The organism is Variovorax sp. Sphag1AA, from assembly GCF_014192575.1.
GTDB lineage: Bacteria > Pseudomonadota > Gammaproteobacteria > Burkholderiales > Burkholderiaceae_C > Variovorax.
In genome coordinates this window covers 271647-297139 of record NZ_JACHYC010000002.1, presented here as the reverse complement: position 1 = coordinate 297139, position 25493 = coordinate 271647, and the positions used below count along the sequence as shown (strand labels likewise).

The following is a 25493-nucleotide window of genomic DNA, read 5'->3' as shown; positions in this document are numbered from 1 at the left end:
GCTTCCGGCTACAGCTCGTTCTGGTTGACCAGCGGGAGCATCAGCCAGAACTTGATGCGCTGCCAGGCGCTGTCGTGCGGCTCCTGCGTGTGGACGATGACCCGGCCATCGGCTCGATGCTCCTGCCATTCGATGCGCGAGCCATCAGGCGAAAGCTGCAGGCGGTACGCACCGCCGACCACGCCGTCGTGGAACAGCCGGCGCAGCGGCTTCACCAGCTCGGGGCTGTCGATCACCAGACCCAGCTCGGTATTCTTCACCGCCGAGCGACCGTCGAGGTTCATCGAGCCGATGAAGACCCAGCGGTCATCGATGGTCGCCATCTTCGCGTGCAGCCCAGCTTCCGAGTGGCCGAAGTTGCCGAGGTGTTCGCTGCGCGGCGCGAGTTGCGGCCCGATCTCGTAGAGCCGCACGCCGGCCTTCAGCATGCGCATGCGGTACTTCGCGTATTCGGCATAGACCAGCGGTTCGTCCGTCGAGCCGAGCGAGTTCGTGATCACCGTGATCGGGCTTTCTTCGCCCGGCTGCACATGCACCGCTTCCATCATCGCCATGCCACGCTCGCCGGGAATGAAGTACGGCGAGACGATGCGCACGCTCTCGCGCGCCTTCGCGAACACGCCCAGTGTCTGTGTCGTGACCGTCTGCTTGTCGGCGGTGCCGTTCGCATCCACCTTGTCGGGGCTGTCGACGAAGAGCTGCGCCGACGCCGGCACCAGCGCCACACGGCCGGCGTCGAGCTGATCCCCCACCGGCGTCTGCCCGAGCACATCGAGCGACCGCTCCGTGATGCGCTCGCCCGCCTGCGCGATCAGCGCGTCGAAGCGCGCACGCGCTTCGGCCGAGGGCCGGGTGCCCGCCACGACATCGATCGGCCACACATGCGGGCTGTTCCAGTAGAGGTCGAAGGCCTTCGACATCTCGTGCACGATCGGCCCCGCGCCAAGCACGTCGAAGTCGATGAAGTTCAGCGCGGTGCTCTGCATGAAATAGGCGTCGGCCATGTTGCGGCCGCCCGCGACCGCGAAAGCGCCATCCGCGATGAAGAGCTTGTTGTGCATCCGGTGGTCGATGCGATCGAAGTCGTTGAGCGACGCGAGCACCCTGCCCGCGAACCAGTCCGACCGCGAAGGCAGCGGGTTGAACAAACGCACTTCCACGTTCGGGAACGCGGCCAGGCCGGTGAGCAGCGGATCCTCGCCCGCGGTGTAGAGATCGTCCACGATCAGCCGCACCCGCACGCCGCGCGCGGCGGCATCACGCAGCTCGCGCAGGAACTGGCGGCCGATGTTGTCGTTGCCGATCAGGTAGTACTGCGCATCGATCGACTTCTGCGCACGGCGCGCGAGCGCGATGCGCGTGTTGAAGGCGGTCTCGGCCTCCGGCAGCAGGCGGAAGCCGGACAACGACGGATCGCCCGAGGGCAGTGAATCGCGTGCGATACGGCCGAGGGCCGTGGCGGCCGTGCCCTCGATCGCGTGCACAGGAGCCGTCTCCCTGGCCGGCGGCAGCGATGCACAGCCGGTGGCGAGCAGACAGACGAAGACGACGAGGAACGCGAGCCGCAGACGCATGGGCCCGATCCTCGCATCAAATCCTCCAGGGCAACAAAGGCTAGTACTTGATGGTCACCCCCGCCTTCACGCCGGCGTTGTTCTTGCCGTCGGAAGTCGCTTCGGCCGAGAACGAGGTCTTGCCGCCGGTGCTTGCACCCAGCGAATAGGTCGGACGCTCGCCGCTGGTGTCGACGCCGCCATGGGCGCCGGCGCCGTCGGGCTTCTGGACGCCGATGGACGCGCCCTTCGTCTCGGCCGACTTCTCGGTGGACTGAACATTCGGCGCGACATAGACAGTGCCCTTGTCGTCGCTGTCGACCGGGAGCTTGATGGGTTCGGCCAGGGCGCTCGTACCGAGCGCAGTCGCGGCCAGCGCGGTCATGATCGTTCTCTTCATGGGGCAGGCGTGTTGATGATGTTCGCCGCCGCCTCGCGATCGCGAACGGGCCGGTCGAGTCGCACTAGCCTGATGAACTCGGGCAGGTTCAACGGCTTGAGCAGGTGATGGTCGAACCCTGCGGAGGCTATACGTTCGCGCAGGCCCTGCTGTCCCCAGCCGGTGAGCGCGATCAGTTGCAATGCACTGCTCCAGGGTTCGGCGCGCAGGCGGCGGGCCAGCTCGCAGCCGTCCATGCCGGGCATGCCGATGTCCAGCAGAGCGAGCGCGGGCTTCTTCTCGTTTGCGATCTGCAGTGCTTCTTCGCCGCTGTAGGCAACGATGGGCGTCGCGCCCAGGGAAGCCAGCAGCTCGACCAGGCTGTCGGCGGCGTCGTGGTTGTCGTCGACCACGAGGACGGTGCCGTCGATCTCCGTCTCCAGCACACCGCGCGACATCGGCCGGGCGGCCGAATGGATCAGCCGCGCGAGCGGCAGCCGCACGGTAAATACGGCGCCGCGGCCCGGGCCGTCGCTGGTCGCCTCGACAGTGCCGCCGTGCAGTTCCACAAGGCTCTTGACGAGCGTCAGCCCGATGCCGAGCCCGCCCTGCGCTGCTTTCGCGGTGCCGCTCACCTGCACGAACATGTCGAAGATGGACCGCAGCATGTCCGGCGCGATGCCTGTGCCGGTGTCGATGATCCGCACCACCGCATGCTGCGCCTCGTGGCGTGCGACCACGCTGACCTTGCCCGGCTGCGGCGAGTACTTCGCCGCGTTGTTGAGAAGGTTCGAGAACACCTGCGTCAGCCGCACCGCGTCGCCCCGCACCACCAGAGGCTCGGACGGGAGGTCGAGCACCAGCGCGTGGCCGCCGCGCTCGAACAGCGGGCGGCTCAGCTCGACCGCTTCGTCGATCACCGAATCGAGCAGCACCTGCCCCAATTGCAGGTCGATCTTGCCGCGCGTGATGCGCGACACCTCCATGAGGTCGTTGACCAGGCGCACCATGTGGTCGACCTGCCGCGTCATCAGCTCGTAGTACTTGCCGGCTTCCGCAGGCGACGGCTTCTTGCGCGCGAGCAGCGAAAGCGCAGTGCTCAGTGGCGCAAGCGGATTGCGCAGCTCGTGCGCCAGCGTGGCGAGGAACTCGGTCTTGCGCTGGTCCGCGTCGCGCAGGCCGTCGAGCAGGCTGCGAAGTTCGTACTGCCGGTGCCGTGCCCGCAGGGCGGCGCGCAGCGCAGTCACCAGCGCCGCAACGCGCATCGGCCGCTCGATCACGGTGACGTTGGCGAACTCGTCCATGGCGTTGGTGATCGCCCGCGAGTCCGCGCCTCGTCGCGCCAGCACCAACACCGGTATGTCCGACCAGGGCGGCTGCAAGGCCAACGCACTGGCGAGCTCGGATGTGGCCATCTCGCCGATCACTTCTTCGGCCAGCATGATCGCGCCGACGCCGCGCGGGAGCTCGCGCACCAGGGCATGCATGTCATTGCACACGTGGGCCACGAAGTGCGCACGCTGGAGCACATCCTTCGCCAGGCGCGCATCGCCTGTGGTCGCAGTCCGAAGAAGGATGCGCTCACCGAGCGCCCAGGCGTCTTCGCTCACGATGTAGCGCTCTCCCCGCCCACCATGACCGGGACACCGGTGAGGATGCCGCGGAAGTTCCGCAGCGGCTCGCCGATGCGGATGCCATCGGAGCCCAGTGCAAAGCTGCGAATCGTCCGCTCGTGCGCGCCGCCGCGCTTCTTGACGACCGATATCGCCTGGCGCACTTCGCCATGCGCCTCGAAGTAGCGCAGGAGCACCACCGAGTCGGCGAGGTAGCTCGCATCGACCGGTGCCTGCATCTGTGCGCCGATCAGCCCCTGTTGTGCGCCGACGAGCATGGTGGCAACGCCGGACTGACCAAGGAAGGTCAACAGCTCGTGCAGCTGGACGATGAGAAAGCGCTCGTCCGGCATCGCGTTGAGATAGCCATTCAGGCTGTCGATCACCACCACCGTGGCGTGGAAGTCGGTCACCGAGGTTCGTATCTCGTGGACGAACTCGCCCGGCGACAGCTCGGCCGGATCCACCTGCCGGACGCGGATGGAACCCGAATCGATGAAGGGCCCGAGGTCCATCCCGAGCCCCTCGCAGCGGGTTCGCAGCGTGCCGACGCTTTCGTCGAAGATGAAGAGCGCCGCGTGCTCGCCGCGCCGCGCCGCCGCGACCGCGAACTGCACTGCCATGCTCGATTTGCCGGTGCCCGGGGAGCCGACGAAGAGCGTGCTGGTGCCCTTCTCGATGCCACCGCCCAGCAGTGCGTCGAGCGGGGCCAGGCCACTGGGGATCCTCGTCTGCGTCAACGGAGGCGTGTGTTCGGCCGCAATCAGCCGCGGGTAGACCTGCAGGCCGCCGCGCACGATCTTGTAGTCGTGATAGCCGGCGCGGAAGTCCTTGCCGCGGTACTTGCTGACCAGAAGCCTGCGCCGCGAGGAGCCATAGTCGGGGCTGATCTGCTCCAGCCGGATCACCGCGTGCGCGATGCTCTGCACCTGCAGGTCCTGCTCGGTGGCGGTGAGATCGTCGAGCAGCAGCACGGTGCACTGCCGGCCGGTGAAGAAGTGCTTGAGCGCGAGGATCTGCCGCCGATAGCGCAGCGACCCCCCGGCCAGCAAGCGCAGTTCCGACAGCGAATCGAAGACCACCCGGCTCGGCTTGATCTTGTCGACCTCGGCCAGGATGCGCAGCGTGGTTTCGCTGAGCTCGACCTCGGACGGATGGAACATCGTGTACTGGTCATCCGGTGCCAGCGCCTCCTCGGTCGGCAGCATCTCGCGCACGTCGATGCCGCGCATGTCCCACCCGTGCGAGCGCGCGACTTCAAGGAGCTCGACGGACGTCTCGGACAGCGTGATGTAGAGCGAACGCTCGCCCTGGCTCGCGCCTTCACGCAGGAACTGGATGGCCAGTGTGGTCTTCCCGGCGCCGGGCGCGCCTTCCACCAGATAGAGGCGCTCGGGGGTGAGTCCGCCGGCCAGCACATCGTCGAGGCCAGGCACGCCCATCTTCTGAAGTGGCGTTGTTGTCGATTGGGGTTCGTCGTGCTGGGACAAGGTCGGGTCCTTTCCTCGATGGGGACCCGAAAAAAATAGCACGCCGCCCCCGCCGCCGCCATTCGCGCGATGTTGTTGAGTGGCGTAGGGCGGTTCCTACGATTTCCGCGTACGAAGGCGGATCGAACGGTCGCCGGTCGCGCAACCGAGCGCGAGTCCGGCCGCGAAAGCGCCGCACACCCAGGCCATCGAGCGTTTCGCATCCCGGCGCCCCAGGGCGGCCAGGGCGATCGAGCAGGCAATGCCCGCGAAGGTGCCGGTGGCGAGACCGGTTCGCAGCGCCAGATGCGTGTGCGCGTCATCGGCGGCGCGGTTTGCGCCTTCCGTATTGACTGCCGGCTTCGGCGCGGGTGCGGCCTTGGTGACGTTCACCGACACCGGGTCGCTCGCGGGAAAGGACTCCTCGATGCCGTGATCGAGTGCGTCTTCGGTCAGCGGTTGTTCGACAGGCCGCACATGCTGTACGTGCGGCGGTTCATGCCGCTCGGAAGTCGGGAAGGGGAAGGGATCGGAACTGTTCATGGCGGTTCTCCGTGAAAGCGAACTCCGGAACTCTCACGTTGAACACCCCGCCGCGCGCGCCGCGTGCGATATCGACTACACGCGCTGCAATCCCTTTCCGATAGAGCCGTGGCGCTCGCTCAGGCCACGGCGGTCGAGTAGCGCTCCAGCAGTGCCTGGACCTGGGTTTCGACCTCGTCGAAACGCGCGATCGCCTCCTCGCGCTCCACGCGCAGCCGGCGCAGGCGCTGGCTGGCATCCGACCACATGCGGCTCTCGCCTTCGTCGGCCAGGAAGCGCATCGGAAAGCGCACCGTGCGGGTGACGACGCGCGAACCCGCGCGGCGCGCCCGGCGTTCGACCACGGCAACGAGTTCGTCGCCCTCGACGCGGCAGGCAAAGAGCGAGTCGCGCGTCGGGTCGAGCGGCCGGAACCGCGTGTCGTAGTGCTCGCCATTGCCGGCAGCCAGCCACTGCGGCCGGAAGAGTTCGCGATGCATGCGCATGCGGCTGAAGAGCTTGGCCCCGAGCCAGTCCAGCAACTCGTGCCGCTTCGCGGTGGTCGCGTTGCCCCTGCCGCGCATGCGGTCGAGCTCGAGCAGACGGTCCATGAAGGCGGACGCTTCGAGCCCTTCGGCCTTCGGCAGCACCGGGCGGCTTGCAGCCAGCGCGCGCGAGAACGGCGCCTGCGATTTCGTCGGCGGCCAGTCGGTGCCCGCCAGCAGATGCGCGTGCAGGGCGCTGCGCGCGGACGGCGGACGCGCCGGCGTTACGGTGCCCCGGGACGCCCGCGACGGCCTTGAAAAAAGCCATCCCTCGCCCATCAGGAATCTCAGCAGGCTCCGGGGGCCGGCCAGTGTCGTATCAGAAGAAGCATTCAACATGCGCAACCTCGCTCCATCAGCTTTTCCGGGGTCCGTTCCGACGGCATCCAATTGCCTCGGGGACCCCGCTTTTCGATGAGAGCTAGGCTATCCGAACGCGGGCAAATCGAATTCAGCGAGGTCCGATGGAAATACCGCTGAGTTCGACCAATCGAAGCCGATCACACCACCCACATCGAAGCCGCCAGCGCCGGCCGCACCCTTCGCGCGAAGTCGCCATGATCGACCTGCGCCAGCATCGCCCGGGCACGCAGGCCGAAATCGCCGAAACCGTCGAGATCGAACGCCTTCTCGAGTTCGATCAGACACACCAGGTGTTGCGCCGCTTCATCCAGATCCCCACTTTCCTGCAACGACGCCGCGAGCAGAAGGCGGGATTTCATTTCTCCGACGATGTCACCCATGTCGACCGCCGCGCGCACCATGTTGCGCGCCTCCACGCGCACCAGTTGCCGTCGCGCAGGGTCTTCTTCCACGTAGCCGATGTCGAAGGTGGCCAGCAGGTGCTCCCAGAGATTGAACTGGTATCCGGTTTCCTGGGACAACGCTCTTAGCCGGTAGAACGCATCGTCCGGAAAGATGGGATCGCCCATCATCCTGGCGAACGCGTTGTGGTCATGGTGGTCCTTCTCCGAGAGATGGTCTCGCAGCGACCCGGCAGCCCGTTGCCATGTGGTCAGCGTCGCCAGTTCGCCTCGCAAGTGGCCGATCGACCTGTCGACTTCCCAGGCAAGACGGAATCGTTCTTCGGCCTCGCCGCGGTGCTCCTGGTGATTCCACAAGGCACAGGCAGAGAGCCGGTGAGCCCCACCTTGCGCCCTGGGCTGGAGTTGTGGCACCAGCTTCTGCAGTTCGTCGAACAACGTGCGGTCCGCCGTCCATGAGTCGGAAGCGCCCGCCCCATCGTGGATGCGTGTATTGAAAGACTCCATCAAGCCATCCAGGCGCTCCTCGGGTGTAGCCGCTTCGCCGGATACGAGGCTTCGATGTCGTTCCTGCAGCTGCGCCCTGGCCTCGCGGAAGCCGGGGCGAACGCGCCGATTGGTGAGCAGGTTGATGGCGAACCCACACCTGGCGGCGGGACGAGGTGCGCACTGTTCGAACCAATGATCGAAGTAACGACGAACCGCGTCCGGGTGCGAAGCGCCAAACTCGTAGGCCGCGGCGTCCGAGGGGACGGCGAGCCCGGGGCAGTAGCGTTGTCCCATCAGTTGCAAGACGTCGGCGGTGCTGGCGCGAACCAGCGCCGTCCGCTCGCGCTGCTCTTCCGTCTGGCCGGACCAACGAACGAAGAAGACCCGATCGCGACCCACGAGTTCGTACTCCGTCAGGGCCTTCTGGCGTTTCACCACCTCGTGTGCGTCTTCGAACCGTGTGTCGGCCCCGTTCGGCGCGTGGTCGATCCATGCCATTGCACGCTCACCCTTGCTTTCGGCAAGCACCGGCACGAGATCGAGGTCATCGCTGCCCGAGTACCCGACGAGAACCATGTCCCTCGACTCGATGACGCTGCGCAGGAAATCGCGTTTGTTGCGCCTCATCGAAGGCCACATCACCTGCTCCAGCGTGGCCTGCACCGATTCGCGAGTCGATCTGCCATCGACCGACAGGCTGCCATGGAGCTTCCAGAGGGTGGGCGGCGTGCCCGGGCCCGGAGCGTGGTCCAGTGCAAACCCGTCGTCCAGATGCACAACGCGTAGCGGTGCGTCGCCGGGCTTCATGGAACGGTGATAGGCCACCTCGATGAGCCGGTCGAAATTCGTCGTCATCACCACCGCATGGCGACGTATCAGCTCGGCAATGACGTAGTGGTTCGCGTTAGGGTGCTCGCATTCGTCAAGGCAGTCGAGCACATGCAGCTGCGGATCGAGGCCCGAGGACAGCTCCATCATCAGCGTCTCGAAACGGATGAACTCTCCGGGCCGGAAATGCTGATTCCGCGGCACGCTGATCAAGGATCGCGTCATCTCGGAGTCGACTTCGGCTGGCATGACCCGGCTGAGGATCGCGTCCATGAAGTGCCAGCCGGCGAGCAGATTGGAAGGGGCATCGACCGAGATGCCGGCACCCGCCAGCAAGGCCAACGATCCGGCGGATCGAGGCAGGATGGATTGCAGACGATCGAGAGGAGGGATTTGCGACCGCGGCCGAGAGAAGAAGTGCTCCAGGCGACGCAGGAAGTTCATCGGCCGCATTCTTGACCTTCCAGATCGTTCCCGTCAAAGTCGCGCACGCCCGGCCAAGCCCGCCGGGAAACCTTGCAGCTACCGCCCGACCATGAACGACCATGAGAACGCCGAGTGGGTCGACCGCTCGAATGCCGAGACCCTCTATCACCTGGAGCGCCAGGGACGTTCGACCCTTGGCCTGATCCCGTTCATCGGCGCCGGCGTTTCGACGTCCTTCGGATTCAAGGACTGGAAGGGCCTCCTGATCGGAGCCTGTCCGCCGAGCCTGCTGGGCGATGTCGAGAGTCTGCTGGGAAGGAACAAATATGAGCAGGCAGCGGAACTGATCCTTCAGGCACTGGGGCCGGACGCTTTCCAGAACATGGTGACCGCCGCGGCTGGCGATCGCCAGCTCGAGCGTTTCGACTTCACCACCGGGACTGTGTCGTTGCTGCCCCAGCTGGCAAGCGGCCCCGTGATCACGACGAACTTCGACCGCATCCTCGAACGCGCGTTTGCGGCCAATGGAGCGCCATTCGAATCGGTGGTGTCCGGTCCAAGGCCCGATCTCATCGTCGACGCGTTGCACGGCCATCGGCGCGTGCTGATCAAGCTTCACGGAGATTGGCAGGACCGGGTCGGGCGGACTTTCGCCAAGTCCGACTACGACGCGCACTACGGCGAGGCCCAACCGGAGCGCAAACGCGAACTCCTGACCGGTGCGGAGCGCCTGCTGTTCTCGAGTCGATCGCTTCTGTTCATAGGCGCTAGCCTCGGACCCGACCGCACCGTCGACCTGCTAAAGAAGGTTCAAGGCAAACACGCGGGCGTCAAGCACTTCGCGATCATGAGTGCGCCCAACTCACGGGACGCATTCGAAAAGAAGGAACGCGACCTGCGCGACTGCGGGGTCCTGCCGCTCTGGTATCGCGCAGCGACAGCATCCGAACACGGCCAGCAAGTCGAAAGACTCGTCGCCGAGATCGTCGAGCGAAGCTCGGTGCAGACACTGAAGAGCGCGAGCACCGCACCCACGCGCAGCAAAGCGGCAGGGAAGCCAGTGCCTCCGCCAGCCGGACCGCCACCCACCGCACCGACCGCGCATTTCGATCGCATCGAACGTCTTGTCGAGGATGGTCGCCTGACGTTCTTTCTCGGCTCGGCGATCCACACGCAAGCCAATCTCATGGCCCGGGAGTTCTACAACGAACTGGCCCGTGTCTTCGAATGCGAGGCAATGACCGATGAGCGATTCGCGGTCGCACAGTACATCGCGGACCGGCACGGGCGCGCGACGCTCGACGCAGAGATCAAGAAACAGTTCAGCCGCGCGCGATTGGCGCCGACGCACACCCATGAGTTCTTCGCCGCATGGAACCACTATCGAACATCGGCGGGCAAGCCGGTTCCGTATCCCACGATCTTCACGACCAACTACGACGACATCCTCGAACACCACCTGCGTGAGGCGGGACTGCCCTTCCATCTCTTCACGTACCAGGCCGATGGGCCTCACAAAGGGTTGTTCTTTCACGAGTCGGACTGCGAGGCGCTGCGCATCATCGAGCGACCGCAAAACATTCGATCGCTCTCGGAAGAGGCCTTCGTGCTGGTCAAGCTCAACGGCGGCCTGGACCGACGGGGGCTCATCCCGGAAAGCTTCGTGACCACCCGCCTTGATTTCTGGGACCTTGCCTCCCGGATCCCGGATGTCCTTCCCGACGTCTTGCGCCGAACACTGACAGGGCGGCAACTGCTCTTTCTTGGGCACGGCCTCGCGGCGCAGGATGTGGAGTCGCTGGTGCGCTTCGCACATCGCGAGCACACCGGCCCGCGGTCATGGGCGGTCGTGCTCAAGAAAGACAACATTGAATACTGGCGTCAATGCGGCGTGGAAATTCTCGATCACGAAGTGGACACGTACGTGAACGAACTGCGGCGAAGACTGCTGCGCGGATTCAAGGCACGCCGCTGAGCCTCACACGACGAACGGCGGATTGACACTCCGGGCGATCGCAGTACATGCTTTCGACGGACAGAGGAAGACCATGACCGTTTCGAAGAAGGCACCGCGCAAGCCGAAGCAGGCGCGCGCAGCATCGGCATCGCAGGCGCCCGGTAACTCCGACATGTTGCACCTGATCGGGCGCGGGGTCGTGCCGCCGTTGCTGAACGACCCGGAACGACGCGTCGACATGGGATTGCCGGCAGACGAGAACGAGCTTGGCCGCTACATGGTCGAACTCAACATCCTGTACCGCGGCGGGTTGCGAGCCGCGGCCGATGCCTTCCGCGCGTTGTGGGACGGCATGTTGAGCGGGGATGAGAAGGTCAAGAGACAACCGATCGAAATCTCCAAGAGCTACATGCAGCTCCGGATCAGCGTGAAGGAATGGCGCGAACTCCTCAGGCAAGATGAAGAGAATGCGCGGGCCGACTCAGGCCTTCGCGTGATCTACAAGCTCTGGCCGGACTTCAAGGTCAAGGCACAGATGGATCGCTCGGTCGCGACGGTCAAGGCGGATGCTGCCTACAGGTCCTATTCGGCGACCGGGTCCGGGATCACCTGGGCGGTGATCGACTCCGGCATCGATGGCGCGCACCCTCACTTCGGCGCGAACCTGACAAAAGAGCAGCGGCTGAGAAGCGTGCTTCACCATCCGAACGTCGAAGAGCTGCATTACGACTTCACGCCGGACGATGCGGTCGGCCCGGGCTTTGCCGGCGAGTCGCAGGAAGCGCGTCGGGCCAGCGCGGCCAACGCCCTCGTCGACGGTCTGGGGCACGGAACGCACGTCGCCGGCATCATCGCCGGAGGGCTTCCCAAGGAAGCGACCGATTTCTCGACATCGACTGCGACGGACGGCCTGCGCTTCGGCGCCTTCGAGCAGGTGTTCGAAGCCAACATCGAAGGCGATCGCCTTTGGAGCGACAAGCGACCCGTCCAGCGCTATGTCCCGGATCCGGAAGCGTTGCATGGCGTTGCGCCGAAATGTCTGCTCGTCAGCCTCAAGGTGCTCGACGCCGATGGCAATGGGCGGGTGAGCGACATCATGCGTGCGCTCGTCTATGTGCGAGAGCAACTCAACGACGATCCGAAGATGCTGCGAATCCACGGCGTCAACCTGAGCGTCGGCTACGACTTCGACGCACAGATGTTCGCGTGCGGCCAGAGCCCCCTCTGCGTGGAGGTCGACCGGCTCGTGAGAAGCGGCGTGGTGGTGGTGACAGCGGCCGGCAACACGGGCTACGGAAGCATCAATGCCGCCGAGCGACAAGCGAAGGTCGGGCTGTCGAACACCATCAACGATCCTGGCAATGCCTCGCTCGCCATCACCGTGGGCAGTACGCATCGCGACGCGCCGCACACCTACGGCGTTTCGTTCTTCTCTTCGAAGGGGCCCACGGGCGATGGGCGCCTGAAGCCTGATCTCGTCGCCCCCGGTGAACGCATCACGTCGTGTGCATCCAAGGCCAAATGCGAGAAGCTCGGCATCAAGGTCGATGACGGCGTGGCGGCCTATGTCGACGACAGCGGCACGAGCATGGCGGCGCCGCACGTGTCGGGCGCCATCGCCGCATTCCTGTCGATCCGGCGCGAATTCATCCAGCGCCCGGAAGAGGTCAAAAGAATCTTCCTGGAGAGCGCAACCTCCCTGGGACGCGAGCGCTACTTCGAAGGACATGGTCTTGTGGATCTCATGCGCGCGATCCAGAGTGTGTAAGCGATACCGAACCGATTGAAGGAGCACAGGATGGCCGACAAACTGCAAGGCTTCCCCTTCTGGCTGATCGCCTTCGACAAGCTCGGCGCACTGGAAGACGCGGGGGCCATCGATCGACTGACAGCCGATCTCGCTTCGCAGCAGATCACCGATCTCTTCGTCTTCTCGCATGGGTGGAACAACGACCACGCGGCGGCGCTGGCGCTGTACGACCGCTTCTTCGGCGAGGTGCGCAAGGTTCTGGACGCAACGCCTCCCAAGAGTGCCGACACGCGCATGGGCGTTGTCGGCATCGTCTGGCCGTCCATCCTGTGGCCCGACGATGCGCAGAACGCTTCGATGGACCATGTGATGACCGGCGGTGGCGGTAGCGCCTCGATAGGCGGTGGTCCACCGGTCCCCGCCGCACAGGCCACCCCCGCGCAGGTTCTGAAGGAGCTGCGCAAGGGCTATGACGACCCCGGTCAACTGACGTTGCTTTCCGAGTTGACGGCGGCGCTCGAAGCGAGCCCCAAGTCGGAAGACGCGCTGAAGGAATTTCGCTCGAAGCTCGGCAAGCTTCTGGCGTCCGAGTCGGCTCCTGCTCTGGACAGCAAGCAACCGGACAACGCCGAAGGTGCGATTGCGGGCCTCAGCGACATGAAGTGGCGCCAACTGCTCGAAGTGCTCGGCGAGCGTGCGATGAGTGGTCAGGCCCCCGCCGGCGGTGCCGCGGGCTTCGGCGATCCTTTCAAGAAGCTGTGGGCCGGAGCGAAAGACGCACTGCGAGTCGGCACCTACTGGCAGATGAAGGAGCGCGCGGGCGTTGTCGGGCAAAAGGGGCTTGGCGCCCAGTTGCTCGCGCAGATCGCTGCAAAGGCCGGCCGGACGCGAGTGCACTTGCTGGGCCACTCCTTCGGTGCGCGGCTGGTGTCGTTCTCGCTCCTGGGCATGCCCTCCACGTTAGAGAAGGACCGTTCTCCCGTGAAGTCGCTGTTCCTGCTCCAGGGCGCGTTCTCACACTTCGCGTTCGCCGACCAGTTGCCTCACGACCAGGCCCGATCTGGCGCACTGAAAGGCATGGCCGTGCGAGTGGACGGTCCGCTCATGACGACCTTCTCGCAAAAGGACCTCGCCGTCGGCCGCTCCTACCCTGTCGCAAGCTTTGCGAATCAGGACGATTCCGCCGCCGCTCAGGACCAGGTGCAGCGATGGGGAGGCATGGGGTTCGACGGCGCCCAGGCAGTCAATGCCGTGGTGCAGCCCCTTTCCCAGCCCGGGCAGAAGTACCCGTTCGCCAAGGGCAAGTGGCTCAATCTCGATGGCAACACGGTGATCGTTCACGGTGGCCTGCCTTCGGGCGCCCACAGCGACATCGCTCATCCGCATACCGCCTGGGCAGCCTTGGCCGCCGCAGGCGTTGTCTGACTCACTCGACCGTGACGCTCTTCGCCAGGTTCCGGGGCTTGTCCACGTCGGTTCCGCGTGCACAGGCGGTGTGATACGCCAGCAGCTGCAGGGGCACGACATGCAGCAGCGGTGACAGCGCGCCGTAGTGCCCGGGCATGCGGATCACGTGCATGCCTTCGGAGCTGTCGATGCGCGTGTCGCCATCGGCCAGCACGTACAGCACGCCGCCGCGCGCGCGCACTTCCTGCAGGTTGCTCTTGAGCTTTTCGAGCAGCGCATCGTTGGGCGCGACCGCGACGACGGGCATTTCGCTGGTCACGAGCGCGAGCGGGCCATGCTTCAGTTCCCCCGCGGCATAGGCCTCGGCGTGGATGTAGGTCACTTCCTTGAGCTTGAGCGCGCCTTCGAGCGCGATCGGGAAGTGCAGTCCGCGGCCGAGGAAGAGCGCGTTTTCCTTGCGCGCGAAGTCCTCCGACCAACTGATGATCTGCGGCTCCAGCGCGAGCACGGATTGCAGCGCGACCGGCAGGTGGCGCATTTCCTTCAGGTAGCGCGCTTCGTCCTCCTGGCTCAGCAGGCCTCTCGATTGCGCCAGCGCGAGCGTCAGCAGGAAGAGGCCCGCAAGCTGCGTGGTGAACGCCTTGGTCGACGCGACGCCGATCTCCGCACCGGCGCGCGTGATGTAGGCCAGCTTGCATTCGCGCACCATCGCGCTGGTCGCGACATTGCAGATCGTGAGCGTGTGCTCCATGCCCAGCGAACGCGCGTGCTTGAGCGCGGCCAGCGTGTCGGCGGTCTCGCCCGACTGGCTGATCGTCACCACCAGCGTCTTCGGGTCGGGGACCGATTCGCGATAGCGGTACTCGCTCGCGATCTCGACCTGCGTCGGGATCTTCGCGATGGACTCCAGCCAATATTTGGCGGTGCAACCGCTGTAGTAGCTGGTGCCGCAGGCGAGGATCAGCACCTTGTCGATCTCCTTGAAGACGCGCCAGGCTGCTGCGCCGGGCGTGCCGTCGCTGGAGATGCCGTCGAAGAGTTCCGGCACGATGCCTTCCACGCCTTCGAGCGTGTCGGCGATCGCGCGCGGCTGCTCGAAGATCTCCTTCTGCATGTAGTGGCGGTAGGGCCCCAGTTCGGCCGCGCCGCTGTGCGCCTGCACGGTGCGCACCGGGCGGGTCACCGGCTTGTGGGCGCGGTCGACGATCCAGTACTTGCCGGGCTGGATGTCGACCACGTCACCTTCTTCGAGGTAGACGATCTGGTCGGTCACGCCGGCCAGTGCCATGGCATCGCTTGCGAGGAAGTTCTCGCCCTGCTCCTTGCCCACGCCGAGGATCAGCGGCGAACCCGCTCGCGCGCCGACCACGCGGTGCGGTTCGTCGCGGCAGATCGCGGCGATCGCATAAGCCCCATGCAATTGCTTGACGCTCGCCTTCACGGCTTCGAAGAGATCGCCGTCGTAGTGGCTGTCGATGAGGTGCGCGATGACTTCGGTGTCGGTCTGGCTCACGAAGACATAGCCCTTGGCCTGCAGCGCCTCGCGCAGCGTCTCGTGGTTCTCGATGATGCCGTTGTGGACCAGCGCGATGCGGCCGGGCCGGGCCGTTGCGGCATCCGCGCCGGGGCCATGGCTGAAGTGCGGGTGCGCGTTGTGGACCGCCGGCGCCCCGTGCGTCGCCCACCGCGTGTGCGCGATGCCGGTCAGTCCCTCGATGTGGTCTTCCTGCACTTGCGCGAGCAGATCGGCCACGCGGGACGTGGTGCGCGCGCGCTGCAACCCATCGGCATGCACCGCCACGCCGCACGAGTCATAGCCGCGGTATTCGAGGCGTTGCAGGCCCTGCACGAGAACGGGAACGATGTTGCGCCCTGAAACGGCGCCGACGATGCCACACATAGGAGAAGCTCCGGTTGGAAGTTGGTCCGATCGTAGGAGCATGGAAATGAAATTTGCAGTCTATTTTTTATTGGTCCACCAAGATTGATTTCACAACCGCTATCGAATGCGCTTTTATTCCGTAACAATCCTCTTTTGTGAAAGAAATAAACATCGACGAAACCGACCTCCGCCTTCTGGATGCCCTGCAACGCGACGCCTCGCTGAGCAACCAGTCGCTGGCCGAGCGCTTCAACATCTCCCCGCCGACTTGCCTGCGCCGGGTGCGGCGGTTGCGCGAATCAGGCTGGATCGAAAGCGAAGTCGCGATCCTCGACGCCGGCCGCATCGCGCCGCTGCTCACCGCGATCGTGGAGGTTTCGCTCGACAGGCAGGACGCTTCGGCGCTCGATGCTTTCGAGCAGCGCGCAGTGGCTGAGGATGCGGTGCAGCAGTGCTACCGCGTATCGCCGGGGCCGGATTTCGTGCTGATGGTCACCGTGGGCGACATGCCGGGCTACCACGCACTGGCGCAGCGGCTCTTCACGAACGATGCCAACGTGCGCAACGTGAAGGCCTTCTTCAGCGTCAAGCGCGCGAAGTTCTCGCCGCGCGTGCCGCTGCCCGGGCTTGACTGAGGCCGTTCAGGCCTTTGGTGCCTTCTTCGGGCGCTGCCAGTTCGGAAAGCTGGTTTGGCGCGCACGAGAGATCGTCAGCGCACCGGGCTCGGTGCTCTTGGTCACCGTCGAACCGCCGCCGACGGTGCCGCCCGCGCCGATGGTGACCGGCGCCACCAGCACGCAGTTGCTGCCCACGTGCACGTCGTCGCCGATGATCGTGCGGTGCTTGTTGGCGCCGTCGTAGTTCGCGGTGATGCTGCCGGCGCCGTAGTTGACTCGCTCGCCCACCGTGGCGTCGCCGAGGTAGGCCAGATGGTTCGCCTTCGCACCGGCCGCGAGCGTGGAGTTCTTGACCTCGACGAAGTTGCCGATGTGCACCTCGGCCCCCAGGCGAGCGCCAGGACGCAACCGTGCGAAGGGTCCCACGAGCGAACCCGCGCCGACCGTCACGCCGGCCTTCTCGCCGTCGATGTGCGTGAAGGGATGAATCACCGAGCCGGTCTCGATGCGCGCATTGGCGATCACGCAGTTCGCGCCCACGGTGACGCCGGCGCCGAGCGAGACCGCGCCCTCGAAGACGCAGTTGATGTCGATCTCCACGTCCGCTTCGCAGGCCAGCGTGCCGCGCAGGTCGAAGCGCGCCGGATCGGCCAGGCGCACGCCCTGGTCCATGAGCGCCTCGGCCTGGCGAAGCTGGAAGGCCCGTTCGAGCGCCGCCAGCTGCGAGGGCGAATTGACGCCGAGCACCTCGATTGCGTCGTCCGTGCGGTGCGCCACGATCGGCACGCCGTCGACCGAGGCAAAGCCGACCACGTCCGTCAGGTAGTACTCGCCCTGCGCGTTCTTGTTGTCGAGGCGCGCGAGCCACGCCTTGAGCAGACGGCTCGGCACCGCCATCACGCCGGTGTAGACCTCGTCGATGGCGCGCTGGGCTTGGGTGGCGTCCTTTTCTTCGACGATCGCGAGCACCTCGCCGTCGTCCTGACCTTCGGCGCGAATGATCCGGCCGTAGCCTTTCGGGTTTGGGGTGCGGATGGTCAGCAGCGCGAGCCGGCGCCCGGCACTCTGGGCGACCAGCGCGCGGAGGGTGGATTCGCCGATCAGCGGCACATCGCCCGACAGCACGACCACCGTGCCGTCGTCCGGCAGAAGCGGCGCCGCTTGCTGCACCGCGTGGCCGGTGCCGAGCTGCGGCACCTGCCTGGCGAACGAGGGCGTCGCGCCGGCTGCCGCGCCTTCGAGCGCCGCTTCGACGTCGGCAGCGCCGTGGCCGGTCACGACCACGATGTTGCGGGCACCGATGCGCGTCGCGGTGTCGATCACATGCGCCACCAGCGCGCGGCCGCCCAATCGATGCAACACTTTGGGCATGCTGCTTTTCATGCGCGTGCCTTTGCCGGCCGCCATGATGACGACGTCGATGGGTTCCTGATTCTGCTGAGAGGTCTGGTTCATGCCACTTTTCCGGATACGTTGCGCAAGGCTGGCGCGAATTATCGGGGCGCTGGTCGCGGCAGTCCTGGTGGCCGGCTGCCTTGCCGCCTGCAGCGCGATCAAGCTCGCCTACAACAACCTGCCCGAGGTGAGCTACTGGTGGCTCGACAGCTACGTGGATTTCGACAGCACCCAGACGCCGCGCGTGCGCGACGGGCTCACACAGCTTCTGGAGTGGCACCGGCAGAACGAATTGCCGAAGGTCGTCGACCTGCTGCGGCAGACGCGCACGCTGGCGGGCGATGACGTCACGCCCGCGCAGGCCTGCGAACTGGTCGAGTCGATCCAGGCGCGGTTGCTCGCGGTGGCCGAGCGCGCAGTGCCGGCCAGCAGCGAGCTGGCCCTGAGCCTGGACGATGCGCAACTCGGCCACCTGGAGCGCAAGTACGCGCGGATCAATGCCGACTACCGCAAGGAGTGGATCGCGCTGACCCCGAAAGACCAGCAGGAGAAGCGGTACGAGCAGTTCCTCGACCGCAGCGAGGACTTCTATGGCCGGCTCGATCCGTCACAGCGCGACCTGCTGCGGCGACAGATCGCGCAATCCAGCTTCGACCCGCGCGAGATCGACGCCAACCGCAAGACCCGCCAGCAGGAGATCATCGCGCTGCTCCGGCGCCTGCAAGCCGAGAAGGCGGCTCCTGCCGAAGCGCAAGCCGCGGTGCGCGCCTACGTGTTGCGCGTGGCCGAGCCGACTGGCCCGGTGCGGCTGCGGCGCGAGGCTCTCCAGGAAGAGTCGTGCCGCAACATCGCCGAGCTTCACAACCAGACGACAGCGGCGCAACGAAGCAAGGCCCGGCAGCGGCTGCAGGGCTACGAGGACGATCTGCGCGAACTGGCGTCGTCACTCTGAGCGGCCGAACTATGGCAAATGGCACAGGTCGCACTTCGCCTCAAAGTACAACATTTGTTTACACTTAATGACTCGCCTTCCGTGCCCCGACCGATCGACTTCATGAATATCAGCCTCTGCACGCTCTTCGAAAAAACCCATCACTATGGCGTCGCCGCACTGGCCAATTCGCTCATCGCGGCCGGGTACCAAGGAGATTTGTGGGTCGGCTATCGGGGTGCGCTTCCGGCCTGGATCACGGGCGCAGCAGGATTCGATGCAGCCTCCGGCAAGCTCGAGGCCGCGCCCGGCGTGACCTTGCGCATGGTGGCGTTGGACACGCCGGTGCACTTCGCCTACTACAAGCCCACCTTCATACGCGAGCTGCTCGAAAAGCACGCGCCGGACGTCATGGCGATGGCGTACTTGGACCCCGACATCGTCATGAAGTGCAACTGGGCTGCCTTCTCGGGCTGGTTCACCGACGACGGCATTTCGCTGATCGAAGACGTCAACTGGGCCTTTCCGGCACGGCATCCGAAGCGTCTGCTCTGGAACCGATTCTTCGAACCGCATGGCGTCGTGCCGAAGCGCGAGCTCGATCGCTACTACAACTCGGGCTTCATCGTGGTGCCGCGCGCACACATGGATTTCCTCGACCTGTGGGTGCACCTTTGCGATCTGGTGCTCAACCAGAACCAAGGCACGGAAAACCTCAAGGTGGGCGAGAGCTTCGATCTCTTCCATTCGACGGACCAGGACGCGATGAACTTCGCGCTGACCGTCTACGAGGCGCCGCTGAATACCGCCGGCCCGGACGCGATGGATTTCGTGCCCGGCGGCTACTACCTCTCGCATGCCATCGGTGCGATCAAGCCGTGGCACGGCAAGCACATCCAGCTGGCGTTGCGCGGGCGTCCACCGGCGCCGGCCACGAAGTGGTACTACCGGTTCGCCAACGCACCGATCAAGGCGTACGAGGATCGGGATTTCGCCCGGCGGCGACTCAAGTTGAAGATCGCGGCCGCGATCGGCCGCATCTACCGCTCGGCCTGAACCGGCCACGCTCGCGCCCTCACTTCTTCGTGGCGGGTGCCGTGACCCAGAGGCCCGCAAGCCAGCGCGCGCTGCGCTCGAGCCCCTCGGCGGCGCTCAGCGGCGGCGCGTAGCCGAGTACCTCGACCGCGCGATCCATCGGCAGTCGCGTCGCGCAGGTGTGCAGCTGGCTGATCTCGTAGTCCGGCGAAGGCGAAGGCGCCTGCGGCAATACGAAGCCGTTCGCCATCGGCGGCGCCGTGTAGCGCTCGAGGCCGGCCTTGACCGCGTCCTTGAGGCGTCGGCTGAACATCGGAAGAATCATTCGCGATGCCGGCACCTGCTTGGCCCACGCAACGCGCTCACGCAACGATCGAGCCGGGACGCCCGCCGCGGGCACGTCGCGGAAGTCCGACAACTCGAAGCCCAGCGCCTGCACGAGCGGCTGGTAGAACTCGCGCCACGTCATGCAGGTGCTGTCCGCGACGTAGAACGCGCCCTCGGTCGCACGCGGATGCGCAAGACCCAGCTCGATCGCGTGGATCAGGTTGTCGACGTAGATGTGGTTGCACAGCCCATGTCCGCCCTCGACCAGGAACGCCTGTTTCGAATGCAGGGCGCGCGGCAGCCCGCCAAACCACTGGCAGCGCGGTCCGTAGACGATGCCGGGGCGCAGGATGCAGACTTCCACGCCCGAGGCTTCGCGCAGCACGCGCTCGGCCCGCACCTTGGCGTTGTTGTAGTCATTGGGCTGGTCGTCCTTGAGCGGGGTGGCATCGTTGGTGCCGGCCGCCGGGTTCTGCCCATGCACCGAGGCGCTGCTGAGGTAGACGAGCCGCCGGACGCCCGCCGTCTTGCACGCCTCCACCGCGGCCTCCGCGGCACAAACGATCTGTCGGGGGTCTCCGACAATGGCGTGCACCATCGCATCGCAGCCGCGAACGGCTTCGGCCAGCGCGGTTGCGTCGAAGACGTCGGCCTGCTTCCATGAGGGCAGCGCGAAGCGCGCCATGCGGGCAAGACTGTAGGGGCTGCGCACGATCGCGCGCACATCGTGCGTGCCGCCCAGCACCCACTTCTCCATCAGGCGGGTGCCGACGAATCCGGAACCTCCGAGCACTGCGACTTGCATGGTCACGCGGCCTCCACGAGCTGCTGGGCGCGGGCGGACTCTTCCGGATCGAAATAAGGCATGTCCATCAGCCGCTTGCGGGCGTACATCGTTTCGACGAGCGACAGCGCGGCCATGGCCGTGCCGCCGCTGACGCGGGGCTTGCGGTTCTCGCGGACCGCGTCCACCACGTCCTTCCATTGCGCGGTGAAGGCGCCGAGATAGCCGTGTGCCGGCGTCGAATATTCAGCGGTGCTGCCGTATTGCTGGCGGCCCGTCGCGAGCTGAGGGATGGCCACGCCGTCGATCTCGATCACGAGATCGGTCGCCTGCCCGGTGCGCCAGGTGACGGTCGCCTTTTCGAACTCGACCCGATAGCGGTTGGCCAGCTCCACGTCCCAGCTCAGGCGGATGTCCGCCTCGGTTCCGCCCGGCCAGCGCAGCTTGGCGGCGCTGTTGATCTCCACGCCACCCATGGCGTCGTCGGCGTAGTCCACGACCTCGGGCATGCCGAGCCATGACACCAGGATCTCGAGCATGTGGATGCCGATGTCCAGAGTGACACCGCCGCCGCCCTCCTGCCGCGTGAAGAATCCAGCCGATGCAGCCGGCCAGCGGAACGTGCCACCCTCGTCAGCCACGACGCGACGCACCTGCCCGAACACGCCGGAGGTGATCATGGTGCGGATGGTTTCGATGGCCGGGAAGAAGCGCCGGAAGTGGCCCACTGCCAGCATGCGACCGAGGCGATCCGCTTCGCTGCGCATGGTGCGCGCCTCGGCGGCGGTGGCACAGATCGGCTTTTCGACCAGCAGGTTGTAGCCGCGGCCGAGAAGCGAGATCGCGAGATCCGCATGGCTGCGCGCCGGCGTGGCGATCAGCGCGATGTCGGCTTCGCGCGCACGGTCGAGGTCGGTATAGCACTTTGCGGAGGGAAAGAGGCTCTGGCAGCGCGCCAGCCGCTCTTCGCTGCGGTCCACCAGACCGACGACTTCGAGCCATCCCTGGCGCTCTGCCTCGCGTGCCGCCGGCCCCTGGTATTCCTCCACCACCGCGCCGCAGCCGATGATGAGCACCTTGAGCGGAAGCTCCGCCTTGCCTTCAGTGGCGCTGTCGCTGCTGATTTCGCTATTCATCTGTCGATCCGAAGAAACCGTCGTAGTTGCCAGCCCAGCAGGCTGGGGTTGCGAAGCAGGATGCCAGCCGCGCGCGACTTGCCGCCGGGCGAGCGGACCAGATCCCGCAGCAGCGGCCGCAACGACAGCGAAAAGCCGACGATGCCGACATGACTCGCCTTGCGGCACGAACGGCAGTCCGCATGGGTGCGTGCATTGCGGTTGATGACCGCGCGCCCGGCGCGCCACATCACTTCCACGTTCTTGCTCATGCTGCCGGGCACCATCCGATAGACGCTCCGCATATCGCGCGCGAGCCCGAACTTGCCCCCGCGTCCGGCGATGCGAAGCCAGAGGTCCCAGTCTTCACAGGAACGCAGGCCGACGTCGAAGAGGCCGACCTGCGAGAGCACCTCGCGCCGCACGACGAAGGTGTTCGGCGGACCGATGTTCTTCCGGAGCAGCCTGTGCAGCGCATCACGGCTGATGTCCTGCCCGCCATATTCGCCGATGACCTTCTCGCCGCCTTCGTCCACCACGTCGGCATAGCCGTGGACCACGTCGAGCTCATCCGATTCGGCAAAGGCACGCGCGGCCGCGGCGAGCATGCCGGGGCGAAGGTAATCGTCCGAATCGAGGAAAAGCAGGAAGCGCCCGCTAGAGCGCAGGATGCCGCGATTGCGCGCCGCGCACAGGCCCGCATTGGGCTGGCGGATCACGATCACGCCTTCGTAGCGGCTCGCGACTTCGGAAGCGTTGTCTGGCGAACCGTCGTCCACCACGATCACTTCGAGATCCACGTCGCGCGCCTGCGCAAGCGCCGATTCGATCGCCGCCGGCAGCAGATGCGCCTGCTTGTAGCAAGGGATGACGACGCTGAACTCCGGCATCAATGCGACCCTTGCCGCCGCCGCAGGCTGGAAAAACCGTCCCGCAGCACCAGCGGCCAGAAGCGCACCGGCAACCGCGCCACTTCACGCAGGGCTTCGGCGACCGACGAACGCGCGCGCTGGCGCAGCATCGGCGCGAAGGCCATGTTGTAGACGTAGCGCGCACCGCCCTGCAGTGCGTGGCGCGCGGTGACGCGGCGCAATCTCGGCGACCCGACCGGCAGGCGCGACGCCATGCCGACCACCTGCCGGATGCCCCGCCACATCGCCGGCCCGTTCTTGCTCAGCGAGCCGCCGCGCAGGCGATACACGGCGAGCGAGTGGTCCATGCGGACCCACTTGTCGGTCGCCGCCGCGATGCGCAGCCAGAGGTCCAGATCTTCCGCGTGATGAAGCCCCGGCCGGAACACACCGCTGCGCGCGAAGACATCGCGCCGCACGATGATGCCGTTGGTCGGCACCGGTTCGCCGCCCAGCACGCTCAGGAAGGCCGTCGGTTGCAGGCTGGGCGCCGCATGGCGGTCGACCGGACGGCCTTCGTCGTCCACCACCTGCATGCCGCAGATGAACACATCGGCGTCCGGATTCGCGGCCAGCGCCGACTCGAACGCCGCCCTATAGCCGGGCAAGAGCAGATCGTCGCTGTCGAGGAACAGCACGAAATCCGCCCGGCTTTCGAGGATCGCGCGGTTTCGCGCCACCGAAGGGCCGGCGTTGCGCTGGCGGATGACCCGCACGCCCTCACAGCGCTCGGCGTAGTCAGCAGAGCCGTCGCTGGAGCCGTCGTCCACCAGCAGCACCGGAACGCGGTTGTCCTCCCAGGCCGAGGCCAAGGTTTCCGACAGCGTCGCGGCGGAGTTGTAGGAGGCCGTGAGGGCTTCCAGGATCAACGAGCCCATTGCTCAAACTTGTCGCGAAACATCACGGCCCCAGAGACATTAGTTGCAGGATGATACACATCAGGATTAAGCCTTAACTACTACCATTCGGCCAACTGTGCGAAACGCCACGGTCCTATGACTCTCGCAGTATCTGCCGAACGCCGGGTTGACTGCAGGGCAGGCGTGACGCTCTCAAATCAGCGGCGTCGGCTGCATCGGCCGCTCGAAGTAGTCGCCCAGCTTTTCGAGCGCGTGGGGCTCCATGATGCGCAGCCAGCCGCCTTCGAGCCGATGAAGGTTGAGCTGCCGGAGTCGCCGCAGCGTCTTGTTGGTATGAACCAGGGAGAGGCCCAGGGCGTCGGCGATGTGTTGCTGGCTCAGCGGAAACTCCACCCAGCCATCGCGCACCATGCCGAGCCGCTCGGCGCGGCGATAGAGATGCATCAGCAACATCGCCACGCGTTCGCTCGCGCTGCGGCGGCCGGTGGTCACGAGGTTGTCATCGACCATCTTTTCCTCCCGCGCGGCCAGCCAGGTGATGTCGTAGCCCAGCTTGGGATGCGCCCGGAAGAGCTCCCAGAGCCGCTCGCGCTCGAACGCGCAAAGGGTGACCGCGGTCATCGCCTCGACGCCGTGGGTGTGGCCGTCGGCGAATTCGTCCTGCAAACCGATGAAATCGCCGGGCAGCAGGAAGCTCAGGATCTGCCGCCGCCCATCCGCCAGCGTCTTGAAGCGGAACGCCCAGCCGGAATAGAGGGTGAAGAGCTGGCCGCTCAGCCGGAACTCGTCGATGACCGGACGACCGGCCTCGAAGGCCCGCGTTCCGATGCGGAACGATTCGATGACCCGCACCTCGTCCGCCGACATCGGCAGGAACGCCGGGTTGCGACGCAGGCCGCATGCGTCGCACGGATGCGGGCAATCGGGCGGCGAAACCGGAGACGGGTGATCCTCGAAATTCACCAATTCACTATAGGTCGCCCATGCATGTCTTTTGACATTTCGAGGATTCCTCCTGCCTCCTAAACTGCTTTCGCCCTACACACGATGACAGATGCCGCCTCTTCGGGAAGTCCTCTATATCAGCCTCCTCGCCACTGACCAGTCCACGACCGTCGTCGGTCAGATCGTGACCCTCGCGCGCGCACGCAACCTGCGCGATGGAATCACCGGGCTCCTGGTATTCGACGGAATGCGCTTCTGCCAGCACCTGGAAGGGCCGCCCGCCGCGGTGCAGGCGCTGCTGGCACGGCTGGAAGCCGATCCGCGGCATGTGGCGCTCCGCGTGCTCTATGACGGCGTACTGGCGCAGCGGCGCTATCAGCGCTTCGAGATGGGGCTTGCCGAAGTCGACGTCCACGAAGATCTCGTGGACGTGGATGCGCTCGACGGGCGCGCAGCGCTCGAATATTTCATCGCGCTGCGCTCCCGATTCGACATCTCCGGCTGATCGCCGGAGCGCGGGTCAGCCCGCGCGGGCGGTCGGCTGGACGGCGTCCCAGCTGTAAGTGGCGCCGTGGCTGTCCCACGGTTCCATCACGATGCGCTCGCCCGCGGCAACGGTCAGCGATTCGCCGGGTGCAAGCACCAAGTCTTCGCTGCCCCAATTGGCGGTGGCATCGCGGGTAACCCACACCCGGCCCTGCCGGATGCGCAGAACGCTCGCGCTGGAGGCTTTGAGGCTCATCGCATGCCCGGCCTCAAGCTGCCATGCACCGCGGCGCACGGCCGACGGCACCGCGACCGGACGGGTCGATGCAACGGACGAAAGCGTGGTGGTGGTGGCAACGGCGGACATGATGATCTCCTGGTGGTGAGCTCGCGAATGGCGCGCTTCGGGAATGAATGATCTTCCTGCCGCCGTTGGCAGTCCAATGAAAACGCGGTAGCCTACTGATTCCGGTTTCGCATCAATCAACCCGCCGCCGAAGCCA

Annotated in this window: 22 protein-coding genes; 7 read left to right on the top strand and 15 right to left on the bottom strand. The window is 65.8% G+C overall.

Going from position 1 to position 25493, the window contains the following annotated elements:
• Positions 1–8: 8 nt before the first annotated feature.
• The 7 genes from FHW64_RS07870 to FHW64_RS07840 form a co-directional block, all read right to left on the bottom strand.
• A complete protein-coding gene (locus FHW64_RS07870; RefSeq protein ID WP_184524802.1) occupies positions 9–1574 on the bottom strand; it encodes a phospholipase D family protein in 1566 nt (521 codons plus the stop codon).
• Between the two features lie 40 nt (positions 1575–1614).
• Positions 1615–1953, bottom strand: a complete 339-nt coding sequence (locus FHW64_RS07865; protein WP_184524800.1) for a hypothetical protein — start codon at positions 1951–1953, stop codon at positions 1615–1617.
• A complete protein-coding gene (locus FHW64_RS07860) occupies positions 1950–3542 on the bottom strand; it encodes an ATP-binding protein (protein WP_184524798.1) in 1593 nt (530 codons plus the stop codon). Before FHW64_RS07860 ends, FHW64_RS07865 begins: the two co-directional genes overlap by 4 nt.
• Complete coding sequence (locus FHW64_RS07855) at positions 3539–4987, bottom strand: ATPase domain-containing protein (protein WP_184526256.1); 1449 nt, start codon at positions 4985–4987, stop codon at positions 3539–3541. Before FHW64_RS07855 ends, FHW64_RS07860 begins: the two co-directional genes overlap by 4 nt.
• 144 nt (positions 4988–5131) lie before the next feature.
• The gene (locus FHW64_RS07850) at positions 5132–5557 is read right to left on the bottom strand and encodes a hypothetical protein (RefSeq protein WP_184524797.1); all 426 of its coding nucleotides are present in this window, start codon (positions 5555–5557) and stop codon (positions 5132–5134) included.
• A gap of 119 nt (positions 5558–5676) precedes the next feature.
• Positions 5677–6420, bottom strand: a complete 744-nt coding sequence (locus FHW64_RS07845) for a hypothetical protein (RefSeq protein ID WP_184524795.1) — start codon at positions 6418–6420, stop codon at positions 5677–5679.
• A 161-nt stretch (positions 6421–6581) separates the two neighbouring features.
• On the bottom strand, positions 6582–8606 hold the full coding sequence (locus FHW64_RS07840; RefSeq protein WP_184524793.1) for an SIR2 family protein: 2025 nt from the start codon (positions 8604–8606) through the stop codon (positions 6582–6584).
• Between the two features lie 91 nt (positions 8607–8697).
• Here FHW64_RS07840 and FHW64_RS07835 point away from each other — a divergent pair, with 91 nt between their 5' ends.
• The 3 genes from FHW64_RS07835 (at position 8698) to FHW64_RS07825 (ending at position 13720) form a co-directional block, all read left to right on the top strand.
• Positions 8698–10563, top strand: a complete 1866-nt coding sequence (locus FHW64_RS07835) for an SIR2 family protein (RefSeq protein WP_184524791.1) — start codon at positions 8698–8700, stop codon at positions 10561–10563.
• A gap of 73 nt (positions 10564–10636) precedes the next feature.
• A complete protein-coding gene (locus FHW64_RS07830; RefSeq protein ID WP_184524789.1) occupies positions 10637–12313 on the top strand; it encodes a S8 family peptidase in 1677 nt (558 codons plus the stop codon).
• 30 nt (positions 12314–12343) lie between these two features.
• On the top strand, positions 12344–13720 hold the full coding sequence (locus FHW64_RS07825) for a serine/threonine protein kinase (protein WP_184524787.1): 1377 nt from the start codon (positions 12344–12346) through the stop codon (positions 13718–13720).
• Between the two features lies 1 nt (position 13721).
• Here FHW64_RS07825 and glmS read toward each other — a convergent pair whose 3' ends face one another.
• Positions 13722–15602 (bottom strand): glutamine--fructose-6-phosphate transaminase (isomerizing), encoded by a 1881-nt coding sequence (gene glmS / locus FHW64_RS07820; RefSeq protein ID WP_184524785.1) that lies wholly within the window; start codon positions 15600–15602, stop codon positions 13722–13724.
• A 137-nt stretch (positions 15603–15739) separates the two neighbouring features.
• Here glmS and FHW64_RS07815 point away from each other — a divergent pair, with 137 nt between their 5' ends.
• On the top strand, positions 15740–16219 hold the full coding sequence (locus tag FHW64_RS07815) for an Lrp/AsnC family transcriptional regulator (RefSeq protein WP_184524783.1): 480 nt from the start codon (positions 15740–15742) through the stop codon (positions 16217–16219).
• A 6-nt stretch (positions 16220–16225) separates the two neighbouring features.
• On the opposite strand, the gene glmU is transcribed toward FHW64_RS07815, so the two are convergent.
• Positions 16226–17656 carry a bifunctional UDP-N-acetylglucosamine diphosphorylase/glucosamine-1-phosphate N-acetyltransferase GlmU gene (gene glmU, locus FHW64_RS07810; protein ID WP_184524781.1) on the bottom strand — a complete coding sequence of 477 codons (1431 nt, stop codon included), beginning with the start codon at positions 17654–17656 and terminating at the stop codon, positions 16226–16228.
• Here glmU and FHW64_RS07805 point away from each other — a divergent pair.
• The gene (locus FHW64_RS07805) at positions 17655–18548 is read left to right on the top strand and encodes a DUF6279 family lipoprotein (RefSeq protein ID WP_221210236.1); all 894 of its coding nucleotides are present in this window, start codon (positions 17655–17657) and stop codon (positions 18546–18548) included. The two genes, glmU and FHW64_RS07805, sit on opposite strands and share 2 nt — an antisense overlap.
• Before the next feature lie 102 nt (positions 18549–18650).
• Positions 18651–19583, top strand: coding sequence for a hypothetical protein (locus tag FHW64_RS07800; protein WP_184524779.1), 933 nt, complete (start codon positions 18651–18653; stop codon positions 19581–19583).
• 19 nt (positions 19584–19602) lie between these two features.
• On the opposite strand, the gene FHW64_RS07795 is transcribed toward FHW64_RS07800, so the two are convergent.
• From FHW64_RS07795 to FHW64_RS07775, 5 genes are all read right to left on the bottom strand, one after another.
• On the bottom strand, positions 19603–20694 hold the full coding sequence (locus FHW64_RS07795; RefSeq protein ID WP_260303755.1) for an NAD(P)-dependent oxidoreductase: 1092 nt from the start codon (positions 20692–20694) through the stop codon (positions 19603–19605).
• Between the two features lie 2 nt (positions 20695–20696).
• Positions 20697–21809, bottom strand: coding sequence for a Gfo/Idh/MocA family protein (locus tag FHW64_RS07790; RefSeq protein WP_184524775.1), 1113 nt, complete (start codon positions 21807–21809; stop codon positions 20697–20699).
• Entirely contained in the window at positions 21806–22678 is an 873-nt protein-coding gene (locus FHW64_RS07785; RefSeq protein ID WP_184524773.1) for a glycosyltransferase, read from the bottom strand. Before FHW64_RS07785 ends, FHW64_RS07790 begins: the two co-directional genes overlap by 4 nt.
• Complete coding sequence (locus FHW64_RS07780; RefSeq protein WP_184524771.1) at positions 22678–23577, bottom strand: glycosyltransferase; 900 nt, start codon at positions 23575–23577, stop codon at positions 22678–22680. The genes FHW64_RS07785 and FHW64_RS07780 overlap by 1 nt, the downstream gene beginning before the upstream one ends.
• Before the next feature lie 174 nt (positions 23578–23751).
• Positions 23752–24522 carry a Crp/Fnr family transcriptional regulator gene (locus FHW64_RS07775; protein ID WP_311733269.1) on the bottom strand — a complete coding sequence of 257 codons (771 nt, stop codon included), beginning with the start codon at positions 24520–24522 and terminating at the stop codon, positions 23752–23754.
• Between the two features lie 91 nt (positions 24523–24613).
• Between FHW64_RS07775 and FHW64_RS07770 the strand changes: the two genes are divergently transcribed.
• The gene (locus tag FHW64_RS07770; RefSeq protein ID WP_184524769.1) at positions 24614–25009 is read left to right on the top strand and encodes a BLUF domain-containing protein; all 396 of its coding nucleotides are present in this window, start codon (positions 24614–24616) and stop codon (positions 25007–25009) included.
• Positions 25010–25024: 15 nt separating this feature from the next.
• Here FHW64_RS07770 and FHW64_RS07765 read toward each other — a convergent pair whose 3' ends face one another.
• Complete coding sequence (locus tag FHW64_RS07765) at positions 25025–25357, bottom strand: DUF2917 domain-containing protein (RefSeq protein ID WP_221210235.1); 333 nt, start codon at positions 25355–25357, stop codon at positions 25025–25027.
• Positions 25358–25493 lie beyond the last annotated feature (136 nt).